The organism is Variovorax sp. (genome assembly GCF_035634955.1).
GTDB lineage: Bacteria > Pseudomonadota > Gammaproteobacteria > Burkholderiales > Burkholderiaceae_C > Variovorax.
Genome location: NZ_DASQBZ010000007.1, coordinates 44,979 through 66,078, shown reverse-complemented (window position 1 = coordinate 66,078; position 21,100 = coordinate 44,979). Strand labels below are relative to the sequence as shown.

General features: G+C 70.3%; 20 protein-coding genes and 1 other RNA gene. 8 read left to right on the top strand and 13 right to left on the bottom strand.

The window, feature by feature from the left end; translation table 11 throughout:
- Positions 1–169: 169 nt before the first annotated feature.
- The 7 genes from VES41_RS02445 to VES41_RS02415 all read right to left on the bottom strand — a co-directional run bounded on the left by VES41_RS02445 (position 170) and on the right by VES41_RS02415 (position 6,466).
- Positions 170–1,228: a GTP-binding protein gene (locus VES41_RS02445; protein ID WP_324812538.1), complete on the bottom strand. Its 1,059-nt coding sequence runs from the start codon at positions 1,226–1,228 to the stop codon at positions 170–172.
- A gap of 92 nt (positions 1,229–1,320) precedes the next feature.
- Positions 1,321–2,529, bottom strand: coding sequence for a class I SAM-dependent rRNA methyltransferase (locus VES41_RS02440; RefSeq protein ID WP_324812536.1), 1,209 nt, complete (start codon positions 2,527–2,529; stop codon positions 1,321–1,323).
- The gene (locus tag VES41_RS02435; protein ID WP_324812533.1) at positions 2,526–3,611 is read right to left on the bottom strand and encodes a tyrosine-type recombinase/integrase; all 1,086 of its coding nucleotides are present in this window, start codon (positions 3,609–3,611) and stop codon (positions 2,526–2,528) included. Before VES41_RS02435 ends, VES41_RS02440 begins: the two co-directional genes overlap by 4 nt.
- Positions 3,598–4,191 carry a YdcF family protein gene (locus VES41_RS02430; RefSeq protein WP_324812530.1) on the bottom strand — a complete coding sequence of 198 codons (594 nt, stop codon included), beginning with the start codon at positions 4,189–4,191 and terminating at the stop codon, positions 3,598–3,600. The genes VES41_RS02435 and VES41_RS02430 overlap by 14 nt, the downstream gene beginning before the upstream one ends.
- 40 nt (positions 4,192–4,231) lie before the next feature.
- Positions 4,232–4,897 (bottom strand): DUF484 family protein, encoded by a 666-nt coding sequence (locus VES41_RS02425; RefSeq protein ID WP_324812527.1) that lies wholly within the window; start codon positions 4,895–4,897, stop codon positions 4,232–4,234.
- Positions 4,898–4,920: 23 nt separating this feature from the next.
- Positions 4,921–5,787: a diaminopimelate epimerase gene (gene dapF / locus VES41_RS02420; protein WP_324812524.1), complete on the bottom strand. Its 867-nt coding sequence runs from the start codon at positions 5,785–5,787 to the stop codon at positions 4,921–4,923.
- A gap of 46 nt (positions 5,788–5,833) precedes the next feature.
- On the bottom strand, positions 5,834–6,466 hold the full coding sequence (locus VES41_RS02415) for a TetR/AcrR family transcriptional regulator (RefSeq protein ID WP_414719011.1): 633 nt from the start codon (positions 6,464–6,466) through the stop codon (positions 5,834–5,836).
- Positions 6,467–6,593: 127 nt separating this feature from the next.
- Here VES41_RS02415 and VES41_RS02410 point away from each other — a divergent pair, with 127 nt between their 5' ends.
- From VES41_RS02410 to VES41_RS02400, 3 genes are all read left to right on the top strand, one after another.
- Positions 6,594–7,025 carry a VOC family protein gene (locus tag VES41_RS02410; protein ID WP_324812521.1) on the top strand — a complete coding sequence of 144 codons (432 nt, stop codon included), beginning with the start codon at positions 6,594–6,596 and terminating at the stop codon, positions 7,023–7,025.
- 138 nt (positions 7,026–7,163) lie between these two features.
- Positions 7,164–8,861, top strand: coding sequence for an MBL fold metallo-hydrolase (locus VES41_RS02405; RefSeq protein WP_324812519.1), 1,698 nt, complete (start codon positions 7,164–7,166; stop codon positions 8,859–8,861).
- The gene (locus tag VES41_RS02400) at positions 8,858–9,577 is read left to right on the top strand and encodes an RNA pseudouridine synthase (RefSeq protein ID WP_324812514.1); all 720 of its coding nucleotides are present in this window, start codon (positions 8,858–8,860) and stop codon (positions 9,575–9,577) included. The genes VES41_RS02405 and VES41_RS02400 overlap by 4 nt, the downstream gene beginning before the upstream one ends.
- A gap of 51 nt (positions 9,578–9,628) precedes the next feature.
- Here the strand turns inward: VES41_RS02400 and rnpB are convergent.
- Positions 9,629–9,984, bottom strand: an RNA gene (gene rnpB, locus VES41_RS02395) — RNase P RNA component class A.
- A gap of 86 nt (positions 9,985–10,070) precedes the next feature.
- Here rnpB and cysK point away from each other — a divergent pair.
- The 4 genes from cysK (at position 10,071) to VES41_RS02375 (ending at position 14,414) form a co-directional block, all read left to right on the top strand.
- On the top strand, positions 10,071–10,991 hold the full coding sequence (gene cysK / locus VES41_RS02390; RefSeq protein ID WP_324812512.1) for a cysteine synthase A: 921 nt from the start codon (positions 10,071–10,073) through the stop codon (positions 10,989–10,991).
- A 63-nt stretch (positions 10,992–11,054) separates the two neighbouring features.
- Positions 11,055–12,770, top strand: a complete 1,716-nt coding sequence (locus VES41_RS02385) for an NAD(P)/FAD-dependent oxidoreductase (protein ID WP_324812509.1) — start codon at positions 11,055–11,057, stop codon at positions 12,768–12,770.
- A gap of 95 nt (positions 12,771–12,865) precedes the next feature.
- The gene (locus tag VES41_RS02380; RefSeq protein WP_324813081.1) at positions 12,866–13,372 is read left to right on the top strand and encodes a VUT family protein; all 507 of its coding nucleotides are present in this window, start codon (positions 12,866–12,868) and stop codon (positions 13,370–13,372) included.
- Between the two features lie 61 nt (positions 13,373–13,433).
- Positions 13,434–14,414 carry a ProQ/FINO family protein gene (locus VES41_RS02375; protein WP_324812506.1) on the top strand — a complete coding sequence of 327 codons (981 nt, stop codon included), beginning with the start codon at positions 13,434–13,436 and terminating at the stop codon, positions 14,412–14,414.
- A gap of 53 nt (positions 14,415–14,467) precedes the next feature.
- Here VES41_RS02375 and VES41_RS02370 read toward each other — a convergent pair whose 3' ends face one another.
- Positions 14,468–16,525 (bottom strand): gamma-glutamyltransferase family protein, encoded by a 2,058-nt coding sequence (locus tag VES41_RS02370; protein WP_324812504.1) that lies wholly within the window; start codon positions 16,523–16,525, stop codon positions 14,468–14,470.
- Between the two features lie 187 nt (positions 16,526–16,712).
- Here VES41_RS02370 and VES41_RS02365 point away from each other — a divergent pair, with 187 nt between their 5' ends.
- Positions 16,713–17,303: an NAD(P)H-dependent oxidoreductase gene (locus tag VES41_RS02365; protein WP_324812502.1), complete on the top strand. Its 591-nt coding sequence runs from the start codon at positions 16,713–16,715 to the stop codon at positions 17,301–17,303.
- 60 nt (positions 17,304–17,363) lie between these two features.
- On the opposite strand, the gene htpX is transcribed toward VES41_RS02365, so the two are convergent.
- The 4 genes from htpX to pyrC are packed head-to-tail and all read right to left on the bottom strand — an operon-like array spanning position 17,364 to position 21,037.
- Positions 17,364–18,239: a protease HtpX gene (gene htpX, locus VES41_RS02360; RefSeq protein ID WP_324812499.1), complete on the bottom strand. Its 876-nt coding sequence runs from the start codon at positions 18,237–18,239 to the stop codon at positions 17,364–17,366.
- A 57-nt stretch (positions 18,240–18,296) separates the two neighbouring features.
- Complete coding sequence (locus tag VES41_RS02355) at positions 18,297–19,124, bottom strand: DUF3025 domain-containing protein (RefSeq protein WP_324813079.1); 828 nt, start codon at positions 19,122–19,124, stop codon at positions 18,297–18,299.
- Positions 19,125–19,128: 4 nt separating this feature from the next.
- Positions 19,129–19,959 carry an NYN domain-containing protein gene (locus tag VES41_RS02350; protein ID WP_324812497.1) on the bottom strand — a complete coding sequence of 277 codons (831 nt, stop codon included), beginning with the start codon at positions 19,957–19,959 and terminating at the stop codon, positions 19,129–19,131.
- Positions 19,960–19,990: 31 nt separating this feature from the next.
- Entirely contained in the window at positions 19,991–21,037 is a 1,047-nt protein-coding gene (gene pyrC / locus VES41_RS02345; protein ID WP_324812494.1) for a dihydroorotase, read from the bottom strand.
- Between the last annotated feature and the right edge of the window lie 63 nt (positions 21,038–21,100).

Genomic DNA, 21,100 nt, shown 5'->3' with positions numbered 1-21,100 from the left:
AATGCAACAAGCACACGCGTCTTCTTCTATGCCGGAAGTCACACATCGCGCCATATATGGCGGTGCATGGCCCCCGAACAGGGGCGCGATTGTATAGACAACTGAAACCGGCCCCGCCGCGGCGGCCGGGCAGGTGGTCAGCCGTCGTCCCGGATTCCAGAACCAGGCGTCAGACCAGGCACTGCTCCAGGCCCTGCTCCAGGATGTCGCGCGGCAGGTCGATGCCGATGAACACCATGCGGCTCTGGCGCGGCTCGCCCTCGGCCCACTGGGGACCGAGGTCGCTGCCCATGAGCTGGTGCACACCCTGGAAGATCACCTTGCGCTCGGTGCCCTGCATGTGCAGCACGCCCTTGTAGCGCAGCATCCGCGGGCCGTAGATATTGACGATCGCGCCCAGGAAATCCTCGAGGCGCGCCGGGTCGAACGGCCGGTCGGCCTTGTAGACGAAGCTCTTGACATCGTCGTCCACGTGGTGGTGGTGGCCATGGCCTTCGTGCGCATGCGACGGGTGGTCGCAGTGCTCGCCGTGCTCATGGTCGTGATCGTGGTGGTGGTGCTCGTGATCGTCTTCCTTGAGGAAGTCCGGGTCGATGTCCAGCTTGGCGTTGAGGTTGAAGCCGCGCAGGTCGAACACGTCGGCGATGGGCACCTCGCCGAAGTGCACCTTGTGCTGCGGCGCGCGCGGGTTCATGTGCTTGAGCCGGTGCATCAGTGCCTCGGTCTCGCCCTCCGCGACCAGGTCGGTCTTGCTGATGAAGATCTGGTCGGCAAAGCCCACCTGGCGGCGCGCCTCCTGGCGGTCATTGAGCTGCTGCGCAGCATGCTTGGCGTCCACCAGCGTCAGGATCGAGTCGAGCAGGTAGGTCTCGGCGATCTCGTCGTCCATGAAGAAGGTCTGCGCCACGGGGCCGGGGTCGGCCAGCCCGGTGGTCTCGATCACCACGCGGTCGAAATCGAGCAGCCCCTTGCGCTTCTTGGCGGCCAGCAGTTGCAGCGTCTCGCGCAGGTCCTCGCGGATGGTGCAGCAGATGCAGCCGTTGCTCATCTGCACGATCTGCTCCTTGGATTCGGTCACCAGGATGTCGCTGTCGATGTTCTCTTCGCCGAATTCGTTCTCGATGACGGCGATTTTCTGGCCGTGCGTCTCGCCGAGCACCCGCTTGAGCAGGGTCGTCTTGCCCGAGCCGAGGAAGCCGGTGAGGATGGTGGCGGGGATGAGGGCCATGGAATGCTCCGAACCAGGGGGAAACCCCAAAGTTTAGCCAGCACGTCAAGGCCCTGCCCGTCCGGGCCCATGGCGCGCCTGCCGGCCTGCCCTTACTTGCGGATGACGACCAGTCCCTTGAGGTATTCGCCCTCGGGGAACTCGATTGTCATGGGATGGTCCGGCGCGCCGCCCAGGCGCTCGCTGATGTAGCCGTCCACCCCGGCGTCGATGCCGGCCGAGGCCACGATCTTGTGGAACAGCTCGGCGCCGATGCCACCCGAGCAGGAAAAGGTCAGCAACGCCCCGCCCGGGGCCAGCAGCTTGAACGCCAGGCGGTTGATGTCCTTGTAGGCGCGCGCGGCGCGTTCGGCGTGCGCCACGGTCGGCGCGAACTTGGGGGGATCCAGCACGATGGCGTCGAACACCCGGCCCTCGTCGATGAAGCGGCGCAGCGTGGCATTGACGTCGGCGTCCAGGTAGCGGCAGTCGGCCGCCTCGAAGCCGTTCAGCGCCACGTGGGCGCGGGCGCGCTCGAGCGCCGGCAGCGAGGAATCCACCGACGTCAGTTCCGCCCCCGCCAGAGCGCCGGCCGCCTGCAGCCCAGCCAGCGCCGCCACCGTGAACCCGCCGGTGTAGCAGTAACAGTTGAGCACGCGCCGGAAGCGCCGGTGGCGCGCCAGTTCGGCAAAGCGCTGGCGGCTGTCGCGCTGGTCGAGATAGAAGCCGGTCTTGTGCCCGGTGGCCACGTCCAGCGTCAGGCGCCAGTCGTGCTCGGTGATGGTGCGCTCGGTCGGCTGCCCCTTGCCGCCTGCCAGCCAGCCGGTGACCGGCGCGAGGCCCTCGCGCTCGCGCCCGCTGGCATCGGAGCGCTCGTAGAAATGCGACAGGCCGGTTTCCGCCAGCAGCGCCTCGACCAGCGCGCTCTTCCAGTGTTCGGCACCAGACGAGAGGAACTGGCCGACGAGCAGGTCGCCGTAGCGGTCGACGATCAGCCCCGGCAGGCCATCGGCCTCGCCGTGCACCAGCCGCAGGCCGTCGCTGCGGATGTCGAACAACGCGCGCGCCTGCACCGCTCGCGCGACCCGGCGGCGGAAGAACTGGGCGTCGATGCGCTCGTTCTCGTCGAAGCTCCAGACCCGGGCGCGGATCTTGGAGGCGGGGCTGAACGCCGCCCAGGCCAGGAACCGGCCGTCGTCGGCCTGCACCCGCACCAGCTCGCCAGGATCGGCGCCGCCCTTGGCGATGGCGGATTCGAATATCCACGGATGGCGCCGCTGCAGCGAACGCTCCTTGCCCGGACGCAGGCGCAATGTCTTCATGGTTTGGCCTTGGCGGCGCGAACGGGCGCCGCCGGATGGGATGCGGGGGAATCGGATGGCGCAGGCGTCGGCCGGGCGCCGTCGTCGCCGCGCAGCTGCGCACGCGGATGGGCCGCATCGTAGGCCCGCGCCAGGTGCTGGAAATCCAGTCGCGTATAGATCTGCGTCGTGCCGATGTTGGCGTGGCCCAGCAGTTCCTGCACGGCGCGCAGGTCGCCGCTCGACTGGAGCACGTGGCTGGCAAAAGAGTGCCGCAGCATGTGCGGATGCACTGGCGCCGACAGTCCGGCTTGAAGACTGCGCCGACGCAGCAGGCCCCAGACGGCCTGCGGCGTCAGGCGGATGCCGCGCTGGCCGATGAAGAGCGCGGCAGCGCCGGCCGGGTCGCGCGCGAGCGCCGCCGGCCATGCGGGGCAGATCTCGCGCAGCGCGCACCAGGCCCGCAGCGCCTCCATGGCCTTGCGGCCGATCGGCACCGATCGGCGCTTGTCGCCCTTGCCCAGCACGTGGGCCTCGGCGCCGTCCAGGTCGAGCCAGCCGCGGGCGTCCTTGCCGGCGTGCAGGTCGAGGCCGACCAGCTCGCCCACGCGCAGTCCGCAGCCATAGAGCAGTTCGACCACGGCACGGTCGCGCGCCTCGGTCCACGGGTCGGCTTCGTCGCGCCGCAGGTCGGCCAGCTGCACGGCGTCGTCCACCGACAGCGCTTTCGGCAGTGGCCGGCCCGCCTTGGGCGCATGCACGTCCTGGACCGGATTGGCCGGCACCGCCCCCTGTTGGCCCAGCCATCGATAGAAGCTGCGCCAGCACGACAGCACCAGCGCGATACCGCGTGGCTCGCGCCCGGCGCCGTGCATCTGCGCCATCCAGCGGCGGATGTGCGCGACGTCGACCCTGGCCAGGGCCAGGTTCGACGCGCCGGCTCGCTCGGACAACGTGGCCAGGTGCGTCGCGTACAACTCGAGCGTGCGCGGCGCGAGCCGCCGCTCGACGCGCACGTATTCGAGGTAGCGCTCGATCCAGGAGGCGTCCGGTGGCGCGGGCGCCGGTGCACCGGCCGCCCGGGCGGCGCTAGAGGTAGCCATGGAAGGCATTGTTGATGATCGCCAGCGGCTCGCGCAATGCGGCGCGCCATTGGCGCAGGGCCGAATTGCTGCAGTCCGTGCGCGAGGCGGCGTACTGCACGTCGAGCGCGCTGTCGAAGCCGCTGGCACGCGCCAGCAGGCGAACCCGCCACAGGTGCCGCGCGTCCGTGACGATGATGACGCTGCGCGCGCCGTTGGTGCGCAACACGGGCAGCGACAGCAGCAGGTTCTCGCGGGTCGAGCGCGAGTTGCGCTCGAGCAGTACCGTGCCGCCGAACCCCGCGGCGCGCGCATGCGCGGCCATCACCTCGGCCTCGATGCGGCCGTCCTCGTCGTCCATGCCGCCCGACATCAGCAGGCCGCCGGCCAGCCCGGCGTGCGCCAGCACCAGCGCGCGATCGACCCGGCTGGTCAGGCAGGGATTGGGCTGCCCGTCGATGTAGGCGCGGTTGCCAAGCACCAGGGCGAACTGGGCCGGGCGCGCCGGCGCCTGTGCCAGCGCCAGGGCCTGCTCGCGCGCGAGCAGAAGCATGAGCCCGACCACCGGCAGCGCGCAGGCGCCGACGGCGGCGATCGCCATCCGTCGACGGGCCTTGCCGCGCAGCTTCACGGACGCTGCCTCAGGGGCGCAGGCGCGACAGCGCCGCCGAGGCCAGGTCGGCGATGCGCTCGAGGAAGTCGGTGCCCATGTCGGGATGGAAGCGCTGCGAATCGGGCGAAGCCAGGATCAGCAAACCGAAGGCCGGCGCGTCCGGTTCGGGACGCAGCGGGATCATCGCCACCGAGACCGCGGCGCGCGCGTCGCCCAGCCAGTTGACCGCGTCGAAGCCGGCATTGGCGCCGCAGTAGGGCGTGGTCAGCGAGGTGGCGAGCGCGCGCACGTCCTCGATCACGCCTTGCGTGTAGCCCTCGCCGGCGTAGTCGGCGTGCACGTCCCAGACCTTGATGGCGGCCTGCGGAATCATGAACAGCGTCTGCAGGTCGGCCGCGATCTGCCAGGGCAGCCCGCGGGCGTCGCGCGTGGTCAGCAGTCCGCGCGTCCAGCGTTGCAGGCGGTCGGCGGTGACGACGTTCTCGGTGCCGTGGCGCACCATGTCCATCAGCCGGTGCTCGAGCGCCTTGATCTTCTCGCGCAGCATCTCCGCCTGGCGCTCCTGCAGGCTGACGGCGCGGTTGCCGTGCGGGCTCGTCAGCTGCACCTGGGCCAGCAGCTGGGCGTGGCGCTCGAAGAAGTCGGGCGTGTTGGCCAGGTAGTTGGCAATGTCGTCTTCGGTGATCGGATTCATCGGGTGGGAAGTGGAAGTAGGGCTCATGGCAGTTCGATCTCGCCTGCGAAGACGGTGACGGCGGGGCCGGTCATCAGGACCGGTTGTCCGGGCCCGCCCCATTCGATGGTCAGCAGCCCGCCGCGGGTTTCGACGTCGACGCGCGCATCCAGCAGGCCCAGGCGGATGCCGGCGACGACCGCGGCGCAGGCGCCGGTACCGCAGGCCAGCGTCTCGCCGGCCCCGCGTTCATACACGCGCAGGCGGATGCGACCGCGGTCGACCACCTGCATGAAGCCGGCATTCACTCGCTGCGGGAAGCGCGGGTGGTGCTCGATCAGCGGGCCCTGGCGCTCGACCGGCGCGGTGTCGACGTTCTCGACGACTTGCACCGCATGCGGATTGCCCATGGAAAGCACGGCCACCGACACCACGTCGCCGTCGGCGCGCGAGCCCAGCACCAGGTGCCACTGCTCCCACTGGCCGCGCGCCACCGGACGCAGGCCTTCGGCGTCGAACGGCACGCGGGCCGTCTCGAAGACCGGCGGGCCCATGTCGACGGTCACCCGGCCGTCGGTATTCAGGCGCGGCTCAATCACGCCGGACAGCGTCTGCACCCGCACCGTGTCGCGCGTGGTCAGGCCGCGCTCGTGCACGAAGCGCATGAAGCAGCGCGCGCCATTGCCGCATTGCTCCACTTCGCCGCCGTCGGCGTTGTGGATCACGTACTGGAAGTCGATGCCGGGGGCCGGCGATGGGCGCACGCTCAGGATCTGGTCGGCACCCACGCCGAAGTGCCGATCGGCCAGGAACCGGTACTGTTGCGGCGACAGGCCGAGGTTGCCGGCAGTTTCGTCCAGCACGACGAAATCGTTGCCGGCGCCCTGCATCTTGGTGAAGTGCACTCGCATGGAGCGCGATTATCCGCGCGCCCTGCCGCCCGCCCGCGGGCCGACGTCACAAGCCCTTCTCGACCATGTCCAGCAGCCGCTCGCCCAACGCGTCGGCGCGCGCCGCCGGCATGTCGCGCAAGGGCCCCTCGACCTGCAGCAGCGCCAGCCCGTGCACTGCCGACCAGGCCAGGAACTCGGCGCCGGGCCGGCGCTCCGGCGGCAGCAGGCCCGCCTGCAGCATCTGGTCGAGCGCCGCTCCGAGCAACTGGAACGGATTGAGCCCGCTGTCGCCCGCCTTGGCCGGGTCGGCGTCGACTTCCTCCACCGGCTCCGGCGGCGCGAACGCGGCCCGGAACAGCCCGGTGTGCTCGCGAGCGAAGCGCATGTAGCCACGCCCCACCGCGCGCAGGCAGTTGCGCGCATGCGCCGCCGCGTCCCGCCCCGGGCGCAGCGCCGTCAATTGCGCCTCCATGGCGCGCGCCACCGCCGCCAGTCCGGCCTTGCGCACCGCCTCGAGCAGCGCCTGCCGGCTCTCGAAATGACGGTAGGCGGCATTGGGCGCGACGCCGGCGCGCCGGGTGGCCTCGCGCAGCACGACGGCCTCGGGCCCGCCTTCGCTGGCCAGCGCAATGCCGGCGTCGAGCAGCGCGCGCCGCAGGTCGCCGTGGCGGTAGGTCTCGCGCGCGGGTGGCGGCATGCGGGTGGCGGGATTCTTCATCTGGCCTTCATTCTTCATCTGGATGTGGACAGCGTCCATTTTATCGGCTATCGTTTGTGGACGGTGTACACAAATACCGTAACCAACCCCCGAAGGAGTGATCCACATGCAAGTTCAGCCCTACCTCATGTTCGATGGCCGCACGGATGAAGCGCTCGCCTTCTACAAGAAGACGCTCGGCGCCGAGGTGAAGATGCTCATGCGCTTCAAGGACAACCCGGACGCCGGCAAGCCGAGCCCCGAAGGCTGCGCCCCGGGCGACATCGATCCGGAGAAAGTGATGCACTGCGAGTTCAGCGTCGGCACGACCCGGCTGCTCGCCTCCGACGGCATGTGCACCGGCAAGCCGCAGTTCCAGGGCGTGTCGTTCGCCCTTTCGGCGCCGGACGTGTCCCGGGCCGAGCAACTCTTCGCAGCGCTGTCCGAAGGCGGACAGGTGCAGATGCCGATGACCCAGACCTTCTTTTCCGAGCGCTTCGGCATGGTGGCCGACAAGTTCGGCGTCAGCTGGATGGTGCTGGTCGACAGCCCGCGCTGACGCGCGGCGGCGCGCCGGCTGCTCCGGCCTTCGCATGCCGGGTGCGAAGCCAAGGCGTTGGTGAATTGCGACGCCGACGCGGCCGGCCCCCAATCGGGCGGCTTTCACGGGTATAAAAGCCCGCCCGATAATCCACTCATGGTTCGCCCCTCCCAACAGCTGCATCCTCATCGCGAGCCGGCACCGACGCGCCCGGCCGCAACCGTGCTGCTGCTGCGCGACGGGCCGGACGGCCTCGAGGTGCTGATGACGCGCCGCTCGGAACAGGCGAGCTTCGCCCCGGGCGCATACGTCTTCCCCGGCGGGGCCATCGACGATGCCGACCTGCAAGGCCGCGCCATCGCGACCCGCCGCCGCACCCAGAGCAGGGTGCAGCTGATCCAGGCCATCGCGGCGGTGCGCGAGACCTTCGAGGAACTCGGCGTGCTGCTGGCCCACGGGGCCGAAGGCGGCAGCCCGGTCACCGCGGCCGAAGTGGCCGCCATGGATCGCACCGGCGAAAACGCCTTCTCCTTCTTCGAGCAGTGCGCCGCCCGCGGCTTGCGGCTGTCGACCGACCAGGTCTACACGCTGGCGCACTGGATCACCGACCGCGACCTGCCCCGGCGCTTCGACGTTCCCTTCCTGGTGGCACGCATGCCGGCCGACCAGGTCCCCGTGGCGGACGACGGCGAGCAGTTCGAGCCGATCTGGGTGCGGCCGGCCGATGCCCTGGCGCGGCACGCCAAGGGCCGTTTCTTCATGATCTTCCCGACGGTGCGCACGCTCAAGCGGCTCACCGTGTTTTCCGACGTGGAGTCCGTGCTCAAGGTCTGCGCCCAGGAAAAGCCCTTGTGGACGAGCTGCCCGCGCGGCGGCCGGCAAGGCGGCGAGGAAGTGCGCTTCATGGAGCACGAGGCGCCTTTCGGCGAGCTGGCGCTGGTGTGTCCGGACGGCCAGCTGCTGCACGCGCTCGACTGGCAATACGCCGAGCCGGTGCCGCTGCTCAGGAACGTGCAACGGCTCACCGCCCCGAATGCGTCCGTCATGACCGGCCCGGGCACCAACAGCTACGTGGTGGGCGACCGCCGCACCGGCTACATCGTCATCGACCCGGGGCCGGCGGATTTCGAGCACGTGGGCCGCCTGTGGCGCGCCACCCATGGCGACATCCGGATGATCGTGTGCACCCACTCGCATGCCGACCATTCGCCCGGCGCGCAGCCGCTGCAGGCGCTGTGCCCGCACAAGCCGCCGATCCTGGGACTGCCCTCCGCGCCCACGGCGCGGCCGCAAGCCCGGTTCACCCCCGAGCGCGCGCTGGCCGACGGCGAAAGGCTGGTGCTCGACGGCATCGACCCCGATTCCGGCGAAGCGATCAGGCACACGCTGCGCGTGATCCATACGCCGGGGCACGCGGCCAACCACCTGTGCCTGGTCCTCGAGGAGGATGGCCTGCTCTTCTCGGGCGACCACATCCTCAACGGCAGCACCACCGTCGTCGACCCGCCCGACGGCAACATGACCGAGTACCTCGACTCGCTCGACGCGCTCGACGAAGCCTGCAGCGACGGCGGCATCGAGTTCATCCTGCCGGCGCACGGCCACGTGCTCGGCGACGCGCGCGGCGCCATCGGGCGCCTGAAGTCGCACCGACTGCAGCGCGAGTCGAAGATCGCGCGTGCCATGCGCAAGATGCCGGCCGGCAGCCTGGACGACTGGCTGGCCATCGCCTACGACGACGTGCCGCAGCAGCTGTGGCCGGTGGCGGCGCGCTCGCTGGCAGCGCACGTCGAGCGCATCCGCGACCTGGCCTCGCGCCCCGGCGCCCTGCCCTCCGCCCTCTCCACCTTATGACCACCGACGACCCGCAGGGGGTGCGCCTCGCCAAGCGCGTGGCGGCCCTGGCGGGCTGCTCCCGCCGCGAAGCCGAGCTGCTGATCGAGGGCGGCGCGGTGCGCGTGGACGGCACCGTCACGCTGCTGCCGCAAGCACGGGTGCTGCCGGCGCAGGAGGTCGGCATCGAGCCGGGCGCCCGTCCGGTGGCGGTTGCGCCGATCACCTTGCTGCTGCACAAGCCGGCCGGCCTGCGCGGCGAGGATGCCGCCGCCCTGCTGGTGCCGGCCAACCAGTTCGCCCCGTCCGACGACCCGCGCCGGGCCGCCTCGCTGCGCCGCCAGTTGGTCGGACAGCGCACCTTCACCCCGCTGGACGCAGCCGCCAGCGGACTGATGATCTACACGCAGGAATGGCGCGTGGAGCGAAAGCTACGCGAGGACGCCGCCTTCATCGAGCACGAGCTGATGGTAGACGTGGCCGGCGACGTCGCCCCGGCCGTGCTGGCCGGCCTGAAGCGCCTGCAGTCGACCCGCGTGAGCATCAGCCGCCAGGCGGCAGACGGCACGGGGCTGCGCTTCGCGGTCAAGGGGTTGCAGCCGGGACAGGTCGAAGCCGCGTGCGCGCGCGCCGGCCTGCAGATCCAGGCCATGCGGCGCATCCGCATCGGCCCGCTGGCCCTGGCCGGGCTGCCGGCGGGGCAGTGGCGGTTGCTGCGCTCGGACGAGCGCGTCTGAAGCCGCCCGGCGGCAGTCGCCGCAAGAGCGCGCCGGATGGCGGCGAATAAAGTGTGAAGCACGCCTGTACGCCGGATTCTGTGCACCGGGGTCGCCCCCGGCGTGACCGCCATTACTCTGGGCCGCCGGTCGCCCGGACGGCTCGATGCCACCTACCCGCCAGCTCGGCGGAACCACCTCGACGCTGGCCTACTTGGTGTTGCTGCGCGCAGAGATTGCCCGTTTCACCCAACCCGCCGCTGAACGACGGGCTGACTCGTCTCTGTTGCTCTGATCCTCACCTCACGGTGGAGAGCCGTTAGCTCCTGCGCTGTCCTGTGCAGTCCGGACGTTCCTCCAGTGCGGCCTTTCGGCCCGGCCCGAGGGCCGGCATTGCTGCTTGCACCAGCGGCGGTCCGGCGTGCTTCACGGGGCCGATTATCGCCGTGCGGCCGTCGGGCGTGCCGGGCTCGCCCACAATGGCGTCTGATTCCACCGTCGAAGGAGTTTTGACATGAAAGCCGACACCATCCTGCAAACCATCGGCAACACGCCGCACGTGCGCATCCAGCGCCTGTTCTCGCCGGCCACCCAGAAGGTGTGGATCAAGTCCGAGCGCGCCAACCCGGGCGGCTCCATCAAGGACCGCATCGCGCTGTCGATGGTCGAGGACGCCGAGCGCTCGGGCAAGCTCAAGCCGGGCGGCACCATCGTCGAGCCGACCTCGGGCAACACCGGCGTCGGCCTGGCCATGGTGGCGGCCGTCAAGGGCTACAAGCTGGTGCTGGTCATGCCCGACAGCATGTCCGTCGAGCGCCGCCGCCTGATGCTGGCGTATGGCGCCACCTTCGAGCTGACCCCGCGCGAGAAGGGCATGAAGGGCTCCATTGCCCGCGCCGAGGAGATCGTGGCCGGCACGCCCGGCGCCTGGATGCCCCAGCAGTTCAACAACCCGGCCAACGTCGAGGTGCACGTGCGCACGACCGCCGAGGAGATCGCGGCGGACTTCCCCGACGGGCTGGACGTGCTGATCACCGGCGTCGGCACCGGCGGGCACATCACGGGCTGCGCCCGCGTGCTCAAGAAGAAATGGCCCCGCCTCAAGGTGTTCGCGGTGGAGCCGACGGCTTCGCCGGTCATCTCCGGCGGCGCGCCCGCGCCGCACCCGATCCAGGGCATCGGCGCCGGCTTCGTCCCCGACAACCTGGACACCGCGCTGCTCGACGGCGTGATCCAGGTCGATGCCGAGGCCGCGCGCGAAATGGCGCGCCGCTGCGCGCGCGAAGAGGGCATGCTGGTGGGCATCTCCTCGGGCGCCACGCTGCAGGCGATCGCGCAGAAACTGCCCGAACTCGCGGCCGACGCGGTGGTGCTGGGCTTCAACTACGACACGGGCGAGCGCTACCTGTCGGTGGACGGCTTCCTGCCGTCGTAGCGGCCGCAACCGGCGCGCCCGGTAAAATCGGTGTTTTGCCCGATCAACACGGGCCGCCCCGCCATGATCCGAATCTCCGAACTCAAGCTCCCGCTGGAGCACGCCCCCGACGCCGTGCTGCAGGCCATCGCCGGCGCGCTCGGGCTGGCGCCGGCCGACATTGCCGGCCACACTGTCTTCAAGCGCAGCTTCGACGCGCGCAAGGCCGATCTGCTGCAGGTCTACATCGTCGACGTCACGCTGACCGACCCCGCGCGCGAGGCCGCGGTGCTGGCCTCGGCGGCCGGCCCGCACGTGCAGCCCGCGCCCGACATGACCTACCGGCCGGTGCTGTGCGCACCGGCCGACGCCGGCCTGCCCCGCCCGGTGGTGGTGGGCTTCGGGCCCTGCGGAATCTTCGCGGCGCTGCTGCTGGCGCAGATGGGCCTCAGGCCGATCGTGCTCGAGCGCGGCAAGCCGGTGCGCGAGCGCACGCGCGACACCTGGGGCCTGTGGCGCCGCAAGGAACTGCAGCCGGAATCGAACGTGCAGTTCGGCGAAGGCGGCGCAGGCACGTTCTCGGACGGCAAGCTCTACAGCCAGATCAAGGACCCTCGATTCCTCAGCCGCAAGGTGATGAGCGAGCTGGTCCGGGCCGGCGCGCCGGAAGAAATCCTGTGGGAATCGCACCCGCACATCGGCACCTTCAAGCTGGTCAAGGTGGTGGAGAACATCCGCGCGCAGATCCTGGCGCTGGGCGGCGAGGTCCGCTTCCAGCAGCGCGTGACCGACGTCCGGGTCGAGGATGGCCATGTCCGCGGGCTGGCGGTGCTGGACCAGGCCACCGGCCAGTCGCACGAACTGCGCGCCGACCATGTGGTGATGGCCCTCGGGCACAGCGCACGCGACACCTTCGCCATGCTGCACACGCGCGGCGCGCCGATCGAGGCCAAGCCCTTTTCCATCGGCTTTCGCGTCGAGCATCCGCAAGGGCTGATCGACCGCGCACGGTGGGGCCGTCACGCCGGGCATCCGCTGCTGGGCGCGGCCGAGTACCGACTGGTGCACCACGCCAGCAACGGCCGCTCGGTGTACAGCTTCTGCATGTGCCCCGGCGGCACGGTGGTGGCCGCCACCAGCGAGCCGAACCGCGTGGTCACGAACGGCATGAGCCAGTACTCGCGCAACGAGCGCAACGCCAATGCCGGCATCGTGGTGGCCATCGAGCCGGCGGACTACCCGACCGACTACCGCCACCTGGACCTGCCGCCCGAACTGCTCGCGCAGGCGCAGGGCAAGCCGCACCCGCTGGCCGGCATCGAGCTGCAGCGCCGGCTCGAATCGAACGCCTTCGTGCTCGGCGGCAGCGACTACTGCGCGCCCGGCCAACTGGTGGGCGACTTCGTTGCCGGCCGGCCGTCCAGCGCCTTCGGCGAGGTGCAACCGAGCTACAAGCCCGGCGTGCGCCTGACGGACCTGCAGGCCGCCCTTCCCCACTACGCCATCGCCGCCATGCGGGAGGCGTTCCCGGCGTTCGGGCGCAAGCTCCGAGGCTTCGACCGGCACGACGCGGTGCTGACCGGCGTCGAGACGCGCACGTCGTCGCCGATCCGCATTGCCCGCGACGCCTGCACCCTCCAGTGCCCGGGACTGGCCGGCCTGTACCCGGCGGGCGAAGGCGCCGGCTATGCCGGCGGCATCCTGTCGGCCGGCGTCGACGGCATCAAGGTGGCCGAGGCGGTGGCGCGCCAGATCGCGCCGCTGTCGACGCTCGACACCATCGCCGCGCATGCGGCCTGAGCCATTCTTCCTCCTCTTTCATGACGACGACTCGCAACGACAGCAATGCCTTCGCGCGCCCGACCCGGCTGCAGTTCAGCCAGGGCGTCGCGGCCATGGTGGCCGTGGTGCTGGCTTCCAACTACCTGGTCCAGTTCCCCCTCAACGACTGGTTGACCTGGGGCGCCTTCAGCTATCCGGCCGCCTACCTGGTGAGCGACCTGATCAATCGCCGCTTCGGCCCCGGCCAGGCGCGCCGCGTCGCGTGGCTGGGCTTCGCGGTGGCGGTCGCGGCCTCGCTGATGCTGGCACCGGCGCGCATCGCCGCCGCCTCCGGCCTGGCATTCATTGCCTCGCAGCTGCTGGACATCGGCGTGTTCCACCGCCTGCGCCAAGGCCGCTGGTGGCGCGCTCCGCTGGTGGCCACGGTGATCGCCGCCGTGCTGGACAGCATCGTGTTCTGGGGCATCGCCTTCGCAGGCACCGACGGCCCCTGGCTCACGTGGGCCCTGGGCGACCTGGCCGTCAAGCTCGCCGTCGGCGTGTTCATGCTGCTGCCGTTCCGCCTTCTGATCGGGCGCTCGCTGGCACGCACCGCGCCGGCGCCCTCCGGCACGGCCTGACGCGCCGGAAGCCGCCTTTCGCCCTCTTCCTTTCTCGAACCCGCTCTCAGCGACCCCGACCATGAACGACGTCAACGACAACGCCGCCCTGCCTGCAGACACCCAGACCCCGGCGCCCGTCCCGCCCGCCGATGCGCCGGCAGTCGTGCAGGCTGCCGAAGGCGCAGAGCCGGCCCAGCGCCGCCGCTCCCGCCGCGGCGGCAAGGGCAGGAACCGCCCTGCGCCTGCCGCGGCCGACGGCGCCGCCGCCAAGGACAACGCCGCCGCGCCGCAGGACGGCGGGGCGCGGCAGGGCGCAGCAGCCCCGGCCGCCAAGGCGCGCGGCCAGCGTGGTCAACGCGGCAACGGCAAGCCGAACCCGGTGCTCGAGCGCCTGTTCCAGCTCTACCCGGCGCTGTTCGGCGCGCGCTTCCTGCCGCTCAAGCGGGGCGTCTACGAGGACATCGTGGCCCGTCACGGCAGCGAATTCGAGCCCGAGGCGTTGAAGGCCGCGATGGGCATGCATGCCCGCTCCACCCGCTACCTCGAATGCGTAGCCAACGGACTGCCGCGGCACGACCTCGACGGCCAGGTGGTCGAGCCGATGGCGCCCGAGCATGTCCACCACGCACTGATCGAAGTGTTCAAACGGCGCCAGCAGCGCAGCGGGCAGGACCTGGGCGTGGAACTGCGCGCGCGGCTGGCCAAGGCGATCGAGGCCTCGGGCCTGTCGCGCGAGGACTACCAGTTGCGCATGCGCACCCGCGACGAGGCGGCCAACGCCGCGCTCGACGACGCCGTGGTTGAACTGGGCCGCCAGGCCGCCCGGCGCGAAGCCCTGCTGCGCGCGTTCGAGGCCAGCGGCAAGAGCGAGGCCGAATTCGCCGACATGTACGGCATGGCGCCGGCCGAGGTCGCGCGCACGCTCAAGCGGGTGCGCCAGGACCAGGCACTGGCGGAGGCGGCCCGCATCGCTGCCGCGGCGGTGGACACGGCAGAGGCGGCCCAGGCGGCAGACGCCGCGGACGCGGCGCCGGCCCCTTCGCCTTCCGCCCCCGAATAGCCAGCCGCTCGTTTCCCGGCGTCGATGCCGGGAAAGCGCGGCCGGCGGTGCGCCTACAGTGCGCCGTCGCCCAGCACGATGCCTTCGCGGCGCGGGTCGACGCCGCCCTCGAGCTTGGCCGCCCCGTCCTTGTTGGCGCGCATGATGGTCGAGATGCCGCTCGACTGCGAACTGGTCGAGACCGTGTGTCCCATGGCCTTGAGTTCGCTCACCAGTGTCGACAGGTCGAGCGTGCCGGTGGGGTTGCTCGCGGACATGAAGTTGGAGCCGTCCACGCTCGTGGTCTTGCTGTTGCTGGCGCCGAAATCGATCAGCGAAGTCGCCTGCTGGGCATCGAGGCCCCAGTCCAGCGCACCGACCAGGGTCTTGACCACGTACTGGATGATGGTGCCGCCGCCCGGCGAGCCGGTCGCCATCAGGAAGTCCCCGGGCTCGGTGCCCTTGAACACCAGCGTGGGCGCCATCGTGCTGCGCGGCCGCTTGCCCGGGGCCACGCGGTTGGCCACCAGCTCGCCGCTGGTGCTGTCGGTCGGCGATGCCGCGAAGTCGGTCAGCTGGTTGGTCAGCAGGAAGCCGTCGACCATGTGGTACGAGCCCATGCTCGATTCGACCGTCGTCGTCATCGATACAGCGTTGCCGTAGGCATCGACGATGGAGAAGTGGGTCGTGCCATGCTCGACCGTGGTGTCAGTGCCGAGCGGGACGGACCCCAGGTTTCCGGGAGAGGCCACGCCCATCGACCTGGTGGGATCGATCAGGGCCGCGCGCTGCTTCAGGTAGGCCTTGTCGACCATGGTCGACACGCCGTCGCCGGGCAGCGGCACGTAGTCGGCGTCGGCCACGTACTTGTCGCGGTCGGCGTAGGCCAGGCGCTCGGCCTCGGACACCAGGTGCACCCCCATGGTGCTGGGCACGCCGCCTTCGTTGGCGGGATTGACCGGCGGATACTGCGACAGGTCGAAGTTCTCCAGGATGCCCAGCGCCTGCGCCACGCCCAGGCCGCCGGACGAAGGCGGAGGCATGCCGCAGACGTAGTACTTGTCGCGATAGGTGGTGCAGACCGCCTTGCGCTTCTTGGCCTGGTAGCCGGCCAGGTCGTCGAGCGTCATCAGGCTCGGGGTGATCGGTGTCCTGGCCGCGTCGTCACCGACGCTCTGGCCGGCCTTGGCGACGATGTCCTGCGCGATGGTGCCGGTGTACAGGGCATTGGCGCCGCCTTCGGCGATCGCCTTGAGCGTCTTGCCGTAGGCGACGTTGGTCATGACTTCGCCGGAGACGTACGGCGTGCCGTCGGCGTGGTAGTAGGTCGCCATGGCATTGGCGTCGAGCGCGAAGCTGCTGGCCGCGCCCGCGATGGCGTCGGCCATGCGCGTGGGCACCTTGAAGCCGTTGTTGGCCAGGCCGATGCCGTGGTCGAACAACTGGTTCCACTTGAGCTTGCCGTGTTCGCCATGGGCCAGTTCCAGCATGCGCGTCACGCCGGGCACGCCGATGGAGCGGCCGCTGCGGCGGGCACTGGGCACCGGTGTCGGCGAGCTGGGGTTGGCCTGGTCCTGGCGCGCCAGGTAGTAGTTGGTGGCTGCCGCCGGCGCCGACTCGCGGCCGTCGTAGGCCGAGACGGTCTTGGTCGCGGCGTCGTAGTACAGCATGAAGGCGCTGCCCGCGATGGTGCTGGACTGCGGCTCGACCAGACCCAGAACGGCCTGCACGGCCACGGCGGCGTCGGCCGCGGTACCCCCGGCTTTCAGGATGTCGCAGCCGGCCTTCGTTGCCAACGGCGTATTGGCCACCACCATGTACTTGCTCGAGTACTTGGCCTTGTAGCCCAGGCGATAGCCCGACGAGGGCTCCGGCGCCGACGGGTCGCCGGCCAGGCCGGAGCCGACGATGACGGCCGATCCATCGTTCGAGAGCACCGAGCAGCTGTTGGGGTCATTGTCGACCGCCAGCGCGGGCTCCGATCCACCGCTGTCGGTGACGGGCGTATCGGTGACCGGCGGCGTCGAGCCGTTGTGGTCCGGGTGCGAATCGCCCCCGCAACTGGCCAGGGCAAGGGCCAGTGCAATGGGTGTCAATGCCAGCAGGCTTTGGTTCAAGCTGTTCTTCTTCATCTGTTGTTGTCGCTTTCCAGGCGGGTGGGAAAAGGAATGTGGCCGGGGCCACGATCCGACAAGGCAGCTATCGTGCCAACAGGTGTAACCCGCGATCGTCGGCAATTCGCCTGCACTTCGCCGTGGCTCGCATGCCTTAGGCTCGGGGGCGAGCGCCGGGCGGTTCCCGGCCGAGGGGAATGCGGCAATGGCAGACAAGATCCTGGTTTTCTACGGCTCCTACCGCGCCGACCGGATGGGCATCCGGCTGGCGGACTATCTCGTGGCACGCCTGGCGGCGCGCGGCGCCCAGCCTGAATTGATCGACGCCAAGGCGATCGGCCTGCCCATGCTGGACCGCATGTACAAGGAATATCCGAAGGGCACGGCGCCGCAGCCTCTGGAAGAACTGGCCGGCAAGATCCGCGCGGCCGACGGCTTCGTGTTCGTCACCGGCGAATACAACTGGGGCCCGCAGCCCGGCCTGAAGAATCTCACCGACCACTTCCTGGAGGAATGGTTCTGGCGTCCCGCCGCCATTGCCAGCTACTCGGCCGGGCGCTTCTCCGGCGTTCGCTCGGGCACCATCTGGCATTCGATCCTGTCGGAGATGGGAATGGTGGTCGTGTCCAGCACGCTGGCGGTCGGCCCGATCTCGCAGACGCTCGACGCCGCCGGCGAGCCGACCGGCCCAGCCGGCGACGCGCTCGAGCGCAGCTTCGGCCGCTTTGCCGACGACCTGGCCTGGTGGACGGAGGCTGCGCGCGCGCAGAGGGCGCGGCAGGCGCCTCCTTTCTGACCGACCATGGAAAAAGGGGCAGCCGCCGCAGCGACTGCCCCTTGATCGGCAGGTGGCCTGTCAGGCGCGCTGCTGCAGCGCGGCGATGCGCTCCTCGATCGGCGGGTGCGTGGCGAACAGCTTGCCGATGCTGCCCGTGATGCCCATGGCCTCGACCGCCTTGGGCAATTCGCCCGCGGGCAGTCCGCCGAGGCGGGCCAGCGCGTTCATCATCGGCTGCTTGCGGCCCATCAGTTCGGCCGCGCCGGCGTCGGCACGGAACTCGCGCTGGCGCGAGAACCAGGCCACCACGATGGCGGCGGCGAAGCCCAGCACGATGTCCAGCACGATGGTGCTGACGTAGTAGCCGATGCCCGGGCCGGAGTTGTTGTCGCTGCCGCGGCGCAGGAACGAGTCGACCGCGTAGCCGATGACGCGCGAGAGGAACACGACGAAGGTGTTCATCACGCCCTGGATCAGCGTCATGGTGACCATGTCGCCGTTGGCGATGTGCGCCACCTCGTGGCCGATGACGGCCTCGACCTCTTCGCGCGTCATGTTCTGCAGCAGGCCGGTGGAGACCGCCACCAGCGAGGAGTTCTTGAAGGCGCCGGTGGCGAAGGCATTGGGGTCACCCTCGAAGATGCCGACCTCGGGCATGCCGATGCCGGCCTTGTCGGCGAACTTGCGCACGGTGTCGACGATCCAGGCCTCGTCCGCCGACTGCGGGTTCTCGTGGATCATGTGCAGCCGCGTGGTCCACTTGGCCATGGGCTTGCTGATGAGCAGCGAGATGATCGCCCCGCCGAAGCCCATGATCAGCGCGAATCCGAGCAGGGCGCCCAGGTTGAGCCCGTTGGCGGTGAGGTACCGGTTGACGCCCAGCAGGCTGGCGACGATGCCCAGCACCGCCACCACCAGGACGTTGGTCAGGACAAACAGGATGATGCGTTTCAAGTTGGGTTCTCCGTGGGAGGAATCTGCCCCGCTCAGATGGGGGCCGGGCGGCCCGCTTCAAGCTGTGCGGGGTCGTGCAGGCCCATGGGTTGTTCTTCGTTCTGGCGGCCTGCGCGGACGGAACACGTCGGAGTCATCATAAAAGCAAAAGTTCTGGTTTTCGGCGCACCAGCCTGGCGCGCCGAGCACCGGCAGCGGGGCGAACGGCTTGGTCGCCAGCCAGGCCGGATCGAGCGCCGCGGCCAGCGCCGCGTCGTCGCCGGCGGGCAGTGACGGGCCGCCCGGCGCAGGCGCCAGCAGCACGTGCGCCGTGAGCGGCTTGCGCGGCGCCAGCACCAGTTGTTCCAGCAGCGCGTGGCCGACGATCTGCAGGCGTGCATCCCGCCACAGCGCGCGCCGCTCGACGAACAGGCTGCGCCAGTCGCGCGCCTGCAGCGCCCGCCACAACGGCGGCGGCGCCTGCAGCACGGCGCCGTTCTCGTCGAGCAGCGTCAGCGCATCGCGCAGCGGGCCGCGGCGCGACCCGACACCCATACGCCGGATCTCGGCCGCCTGCAGAACGTTCATGCGGCGCTTGGCCTGCGGCAGATGCACCCACACCAGCGCATTGAAGAAATCGTGCGGGTTCTCGCGGGTGGGAACGGCGCCGTGGTCATCGATGAACAACTCGTACGCCTGGCCGGCGGGCAGCGCCTGCTGCGCAACGAAGCGGCGACCAGCGGGACGCTCGCCCGCCAGCGCGGCCGTCACGCCCAGGACTGCCGCGCGCCGGGCCAGCGGTTCGCCGGCGACGGCGTAGGGCGCGAGCCAGGGGCGTGTCCAGTCGATGCACGCGAGCCAGCCGGCAGGGCCCGCCGCGCCGCCGACCGAAGGTTCAGCGGCCAGTCGCTCAGCGGGTGGCGGCACGCGTGAGGCGCTTGTCCCGCACCGCCACGCGGGAGCTGCCTTCGTCGCGCATCTCGAAGGCCTGGGTGGCAGCCAGCAGCTTGGTAAGCGTGGCGTAGCCGTAGTTGCGCGGGTCGAACGAGGCCTTGTTGGCAATCTGAGACCCGACCGCGCCGACCATGGCCCAGCCCGTCTCGTCCTGCACCGCCTGTGCGGCGTCGCGCAGCAGCGTCATCAGACGCGAGTCCTGCCGCAATTCGGCGCTGGGCACCCGTAGCCGTGCGGGCCGGCCGGGCACGCCCGGGGCGGCGGACTCGGCGTCCTCGCGAGCCGAGGCGGCCGCTTCGCCGCCCAGTGCGGCGGCCTCGGCCTCGGCCTCCGGCTCGGTCGAGCCGAGCGCCTCCAGGTACAGGAAGCGCGAGCAGGCGTTGACGAAAGGCTTGGGCGTCTGCGCCGCGCCGAAGCCGAACACCGCCGCGCCCTTGGCGCGCAGATGCATCACCAGCGGTGTGAAGTCTGCGTCGGACGAGACGATGCCGAAGGCGTCCGGACGGTCGTTGTAGAGCAGCTCCATCGCGTCCACGGTCATCGCCATGTCGCTGGCGTTCTTGCGCTTGGAATAGTCGAACTGCTGCACCGGCCTGATCGCGAACTCGAGCAGCCGGTCCTGCCAGCCCGACAGCGCGCCCTTGGTCCAGTTGCCGTAGGCGCGCCGAACGTTGATCACGCCCAGGGTCGACAGCTCGGTGAGCACCTCGTCGATTTTGTCGGCCGGCGCGTTGTCGGCGTCGATGATCAGCGCGATGCGCATCTGCTTCTCGGCGATCAGGGGCATGGGTCTGTCCTTCGGATGCTTTGGTTGAATGTCAGGCGGCCTGCAGCTTCCAGTGGACCGCCTCGCCACCGCGCAACGGCTTGAGGGTGGTTTCGCCGTAGGGCACGGTCTCGGGCACGGTCCAGGACTCGCGCACCAGCGTGACGTTGCCGGCATTGCGCGGCAGGCCGTAGAAGTCGGCGCCATGGAAGCTGGCAAAGCCTTCGAGCCGGTCCAGCCGGCCGACGCTGTCGAAGGCTTCGGCGTACAGCTCCAGCGCGGTCAGCCCGGTGTAGCACCCGGCGCAGCCGAGCGCGTGCTCCTTCAGATGGGCCGGGTGCGGTGCACTGTCGGTGCCGGCGAAGAAGCGGTCGCTGCCGCCGGTGGCGGCCTCCACCAGCGCCAGCCGGTGCGTCTCGCGCTTGAGCACGGGCAGGCAGTAATAGTGCGGCCGGATACCGCCGGTGAAGATCGCGTTGCGGTTGTACAGCAGGTGGTGCGCGGTGATGGTGGCGCCGGTGAACCGGTCGGCCTGCTGCACGTATTGGGCGCCCTCCTTCGTGGTCAGGTGTTCGAACACGATCTTCAGCTCGGGGAAGTCGCGCCGCAGCGGGATCAGCACCCGGTCGATGAACACCGCCTCGCGGTCGAACAGGTCCACCGTCGGGTCGGTCACCTCGCCGTGCACCAGCAGCAGCAGGCCGTGCTTCTGCATGGCCTCCAGCGTCGGGTAGGTGTTGCGGATGTCGGTGACACCCGCGTCGCTGTTGGTGGTGGCGCCGGCCGGGTACAGCTTGAGGGCGCGTATGCCGGCAGCGGCGGCGCGGGCGATCTCGTCCGGCGGCAGGCGGTCGGTCAGGTACAGCGACATGACCGGCTCGAAGGCGCTGCCGGGCGGCAACGCGGCCAGGATGCGGTCGCGGTAGTCCTGCGCCTGCAGCGCGGTGGTCACCGGCGGGCGCAGGTTGGGCATGATCAGCGCGCGGCCGAACTGGGCCGCGCTGTGCGGGACCACGGCCTGCAATGCGGCCCCGTCGCGCACGTGCAGGTGCCAGTCGTCGGGGCGGGTGATGGTGATCTGGTCGGGGCTGGTCGTCATGGGGCCGGATTGTCCCATTCCCGGCCGGGCGGATACGACGGCCCAAGGGCCATCGGGTTGCAA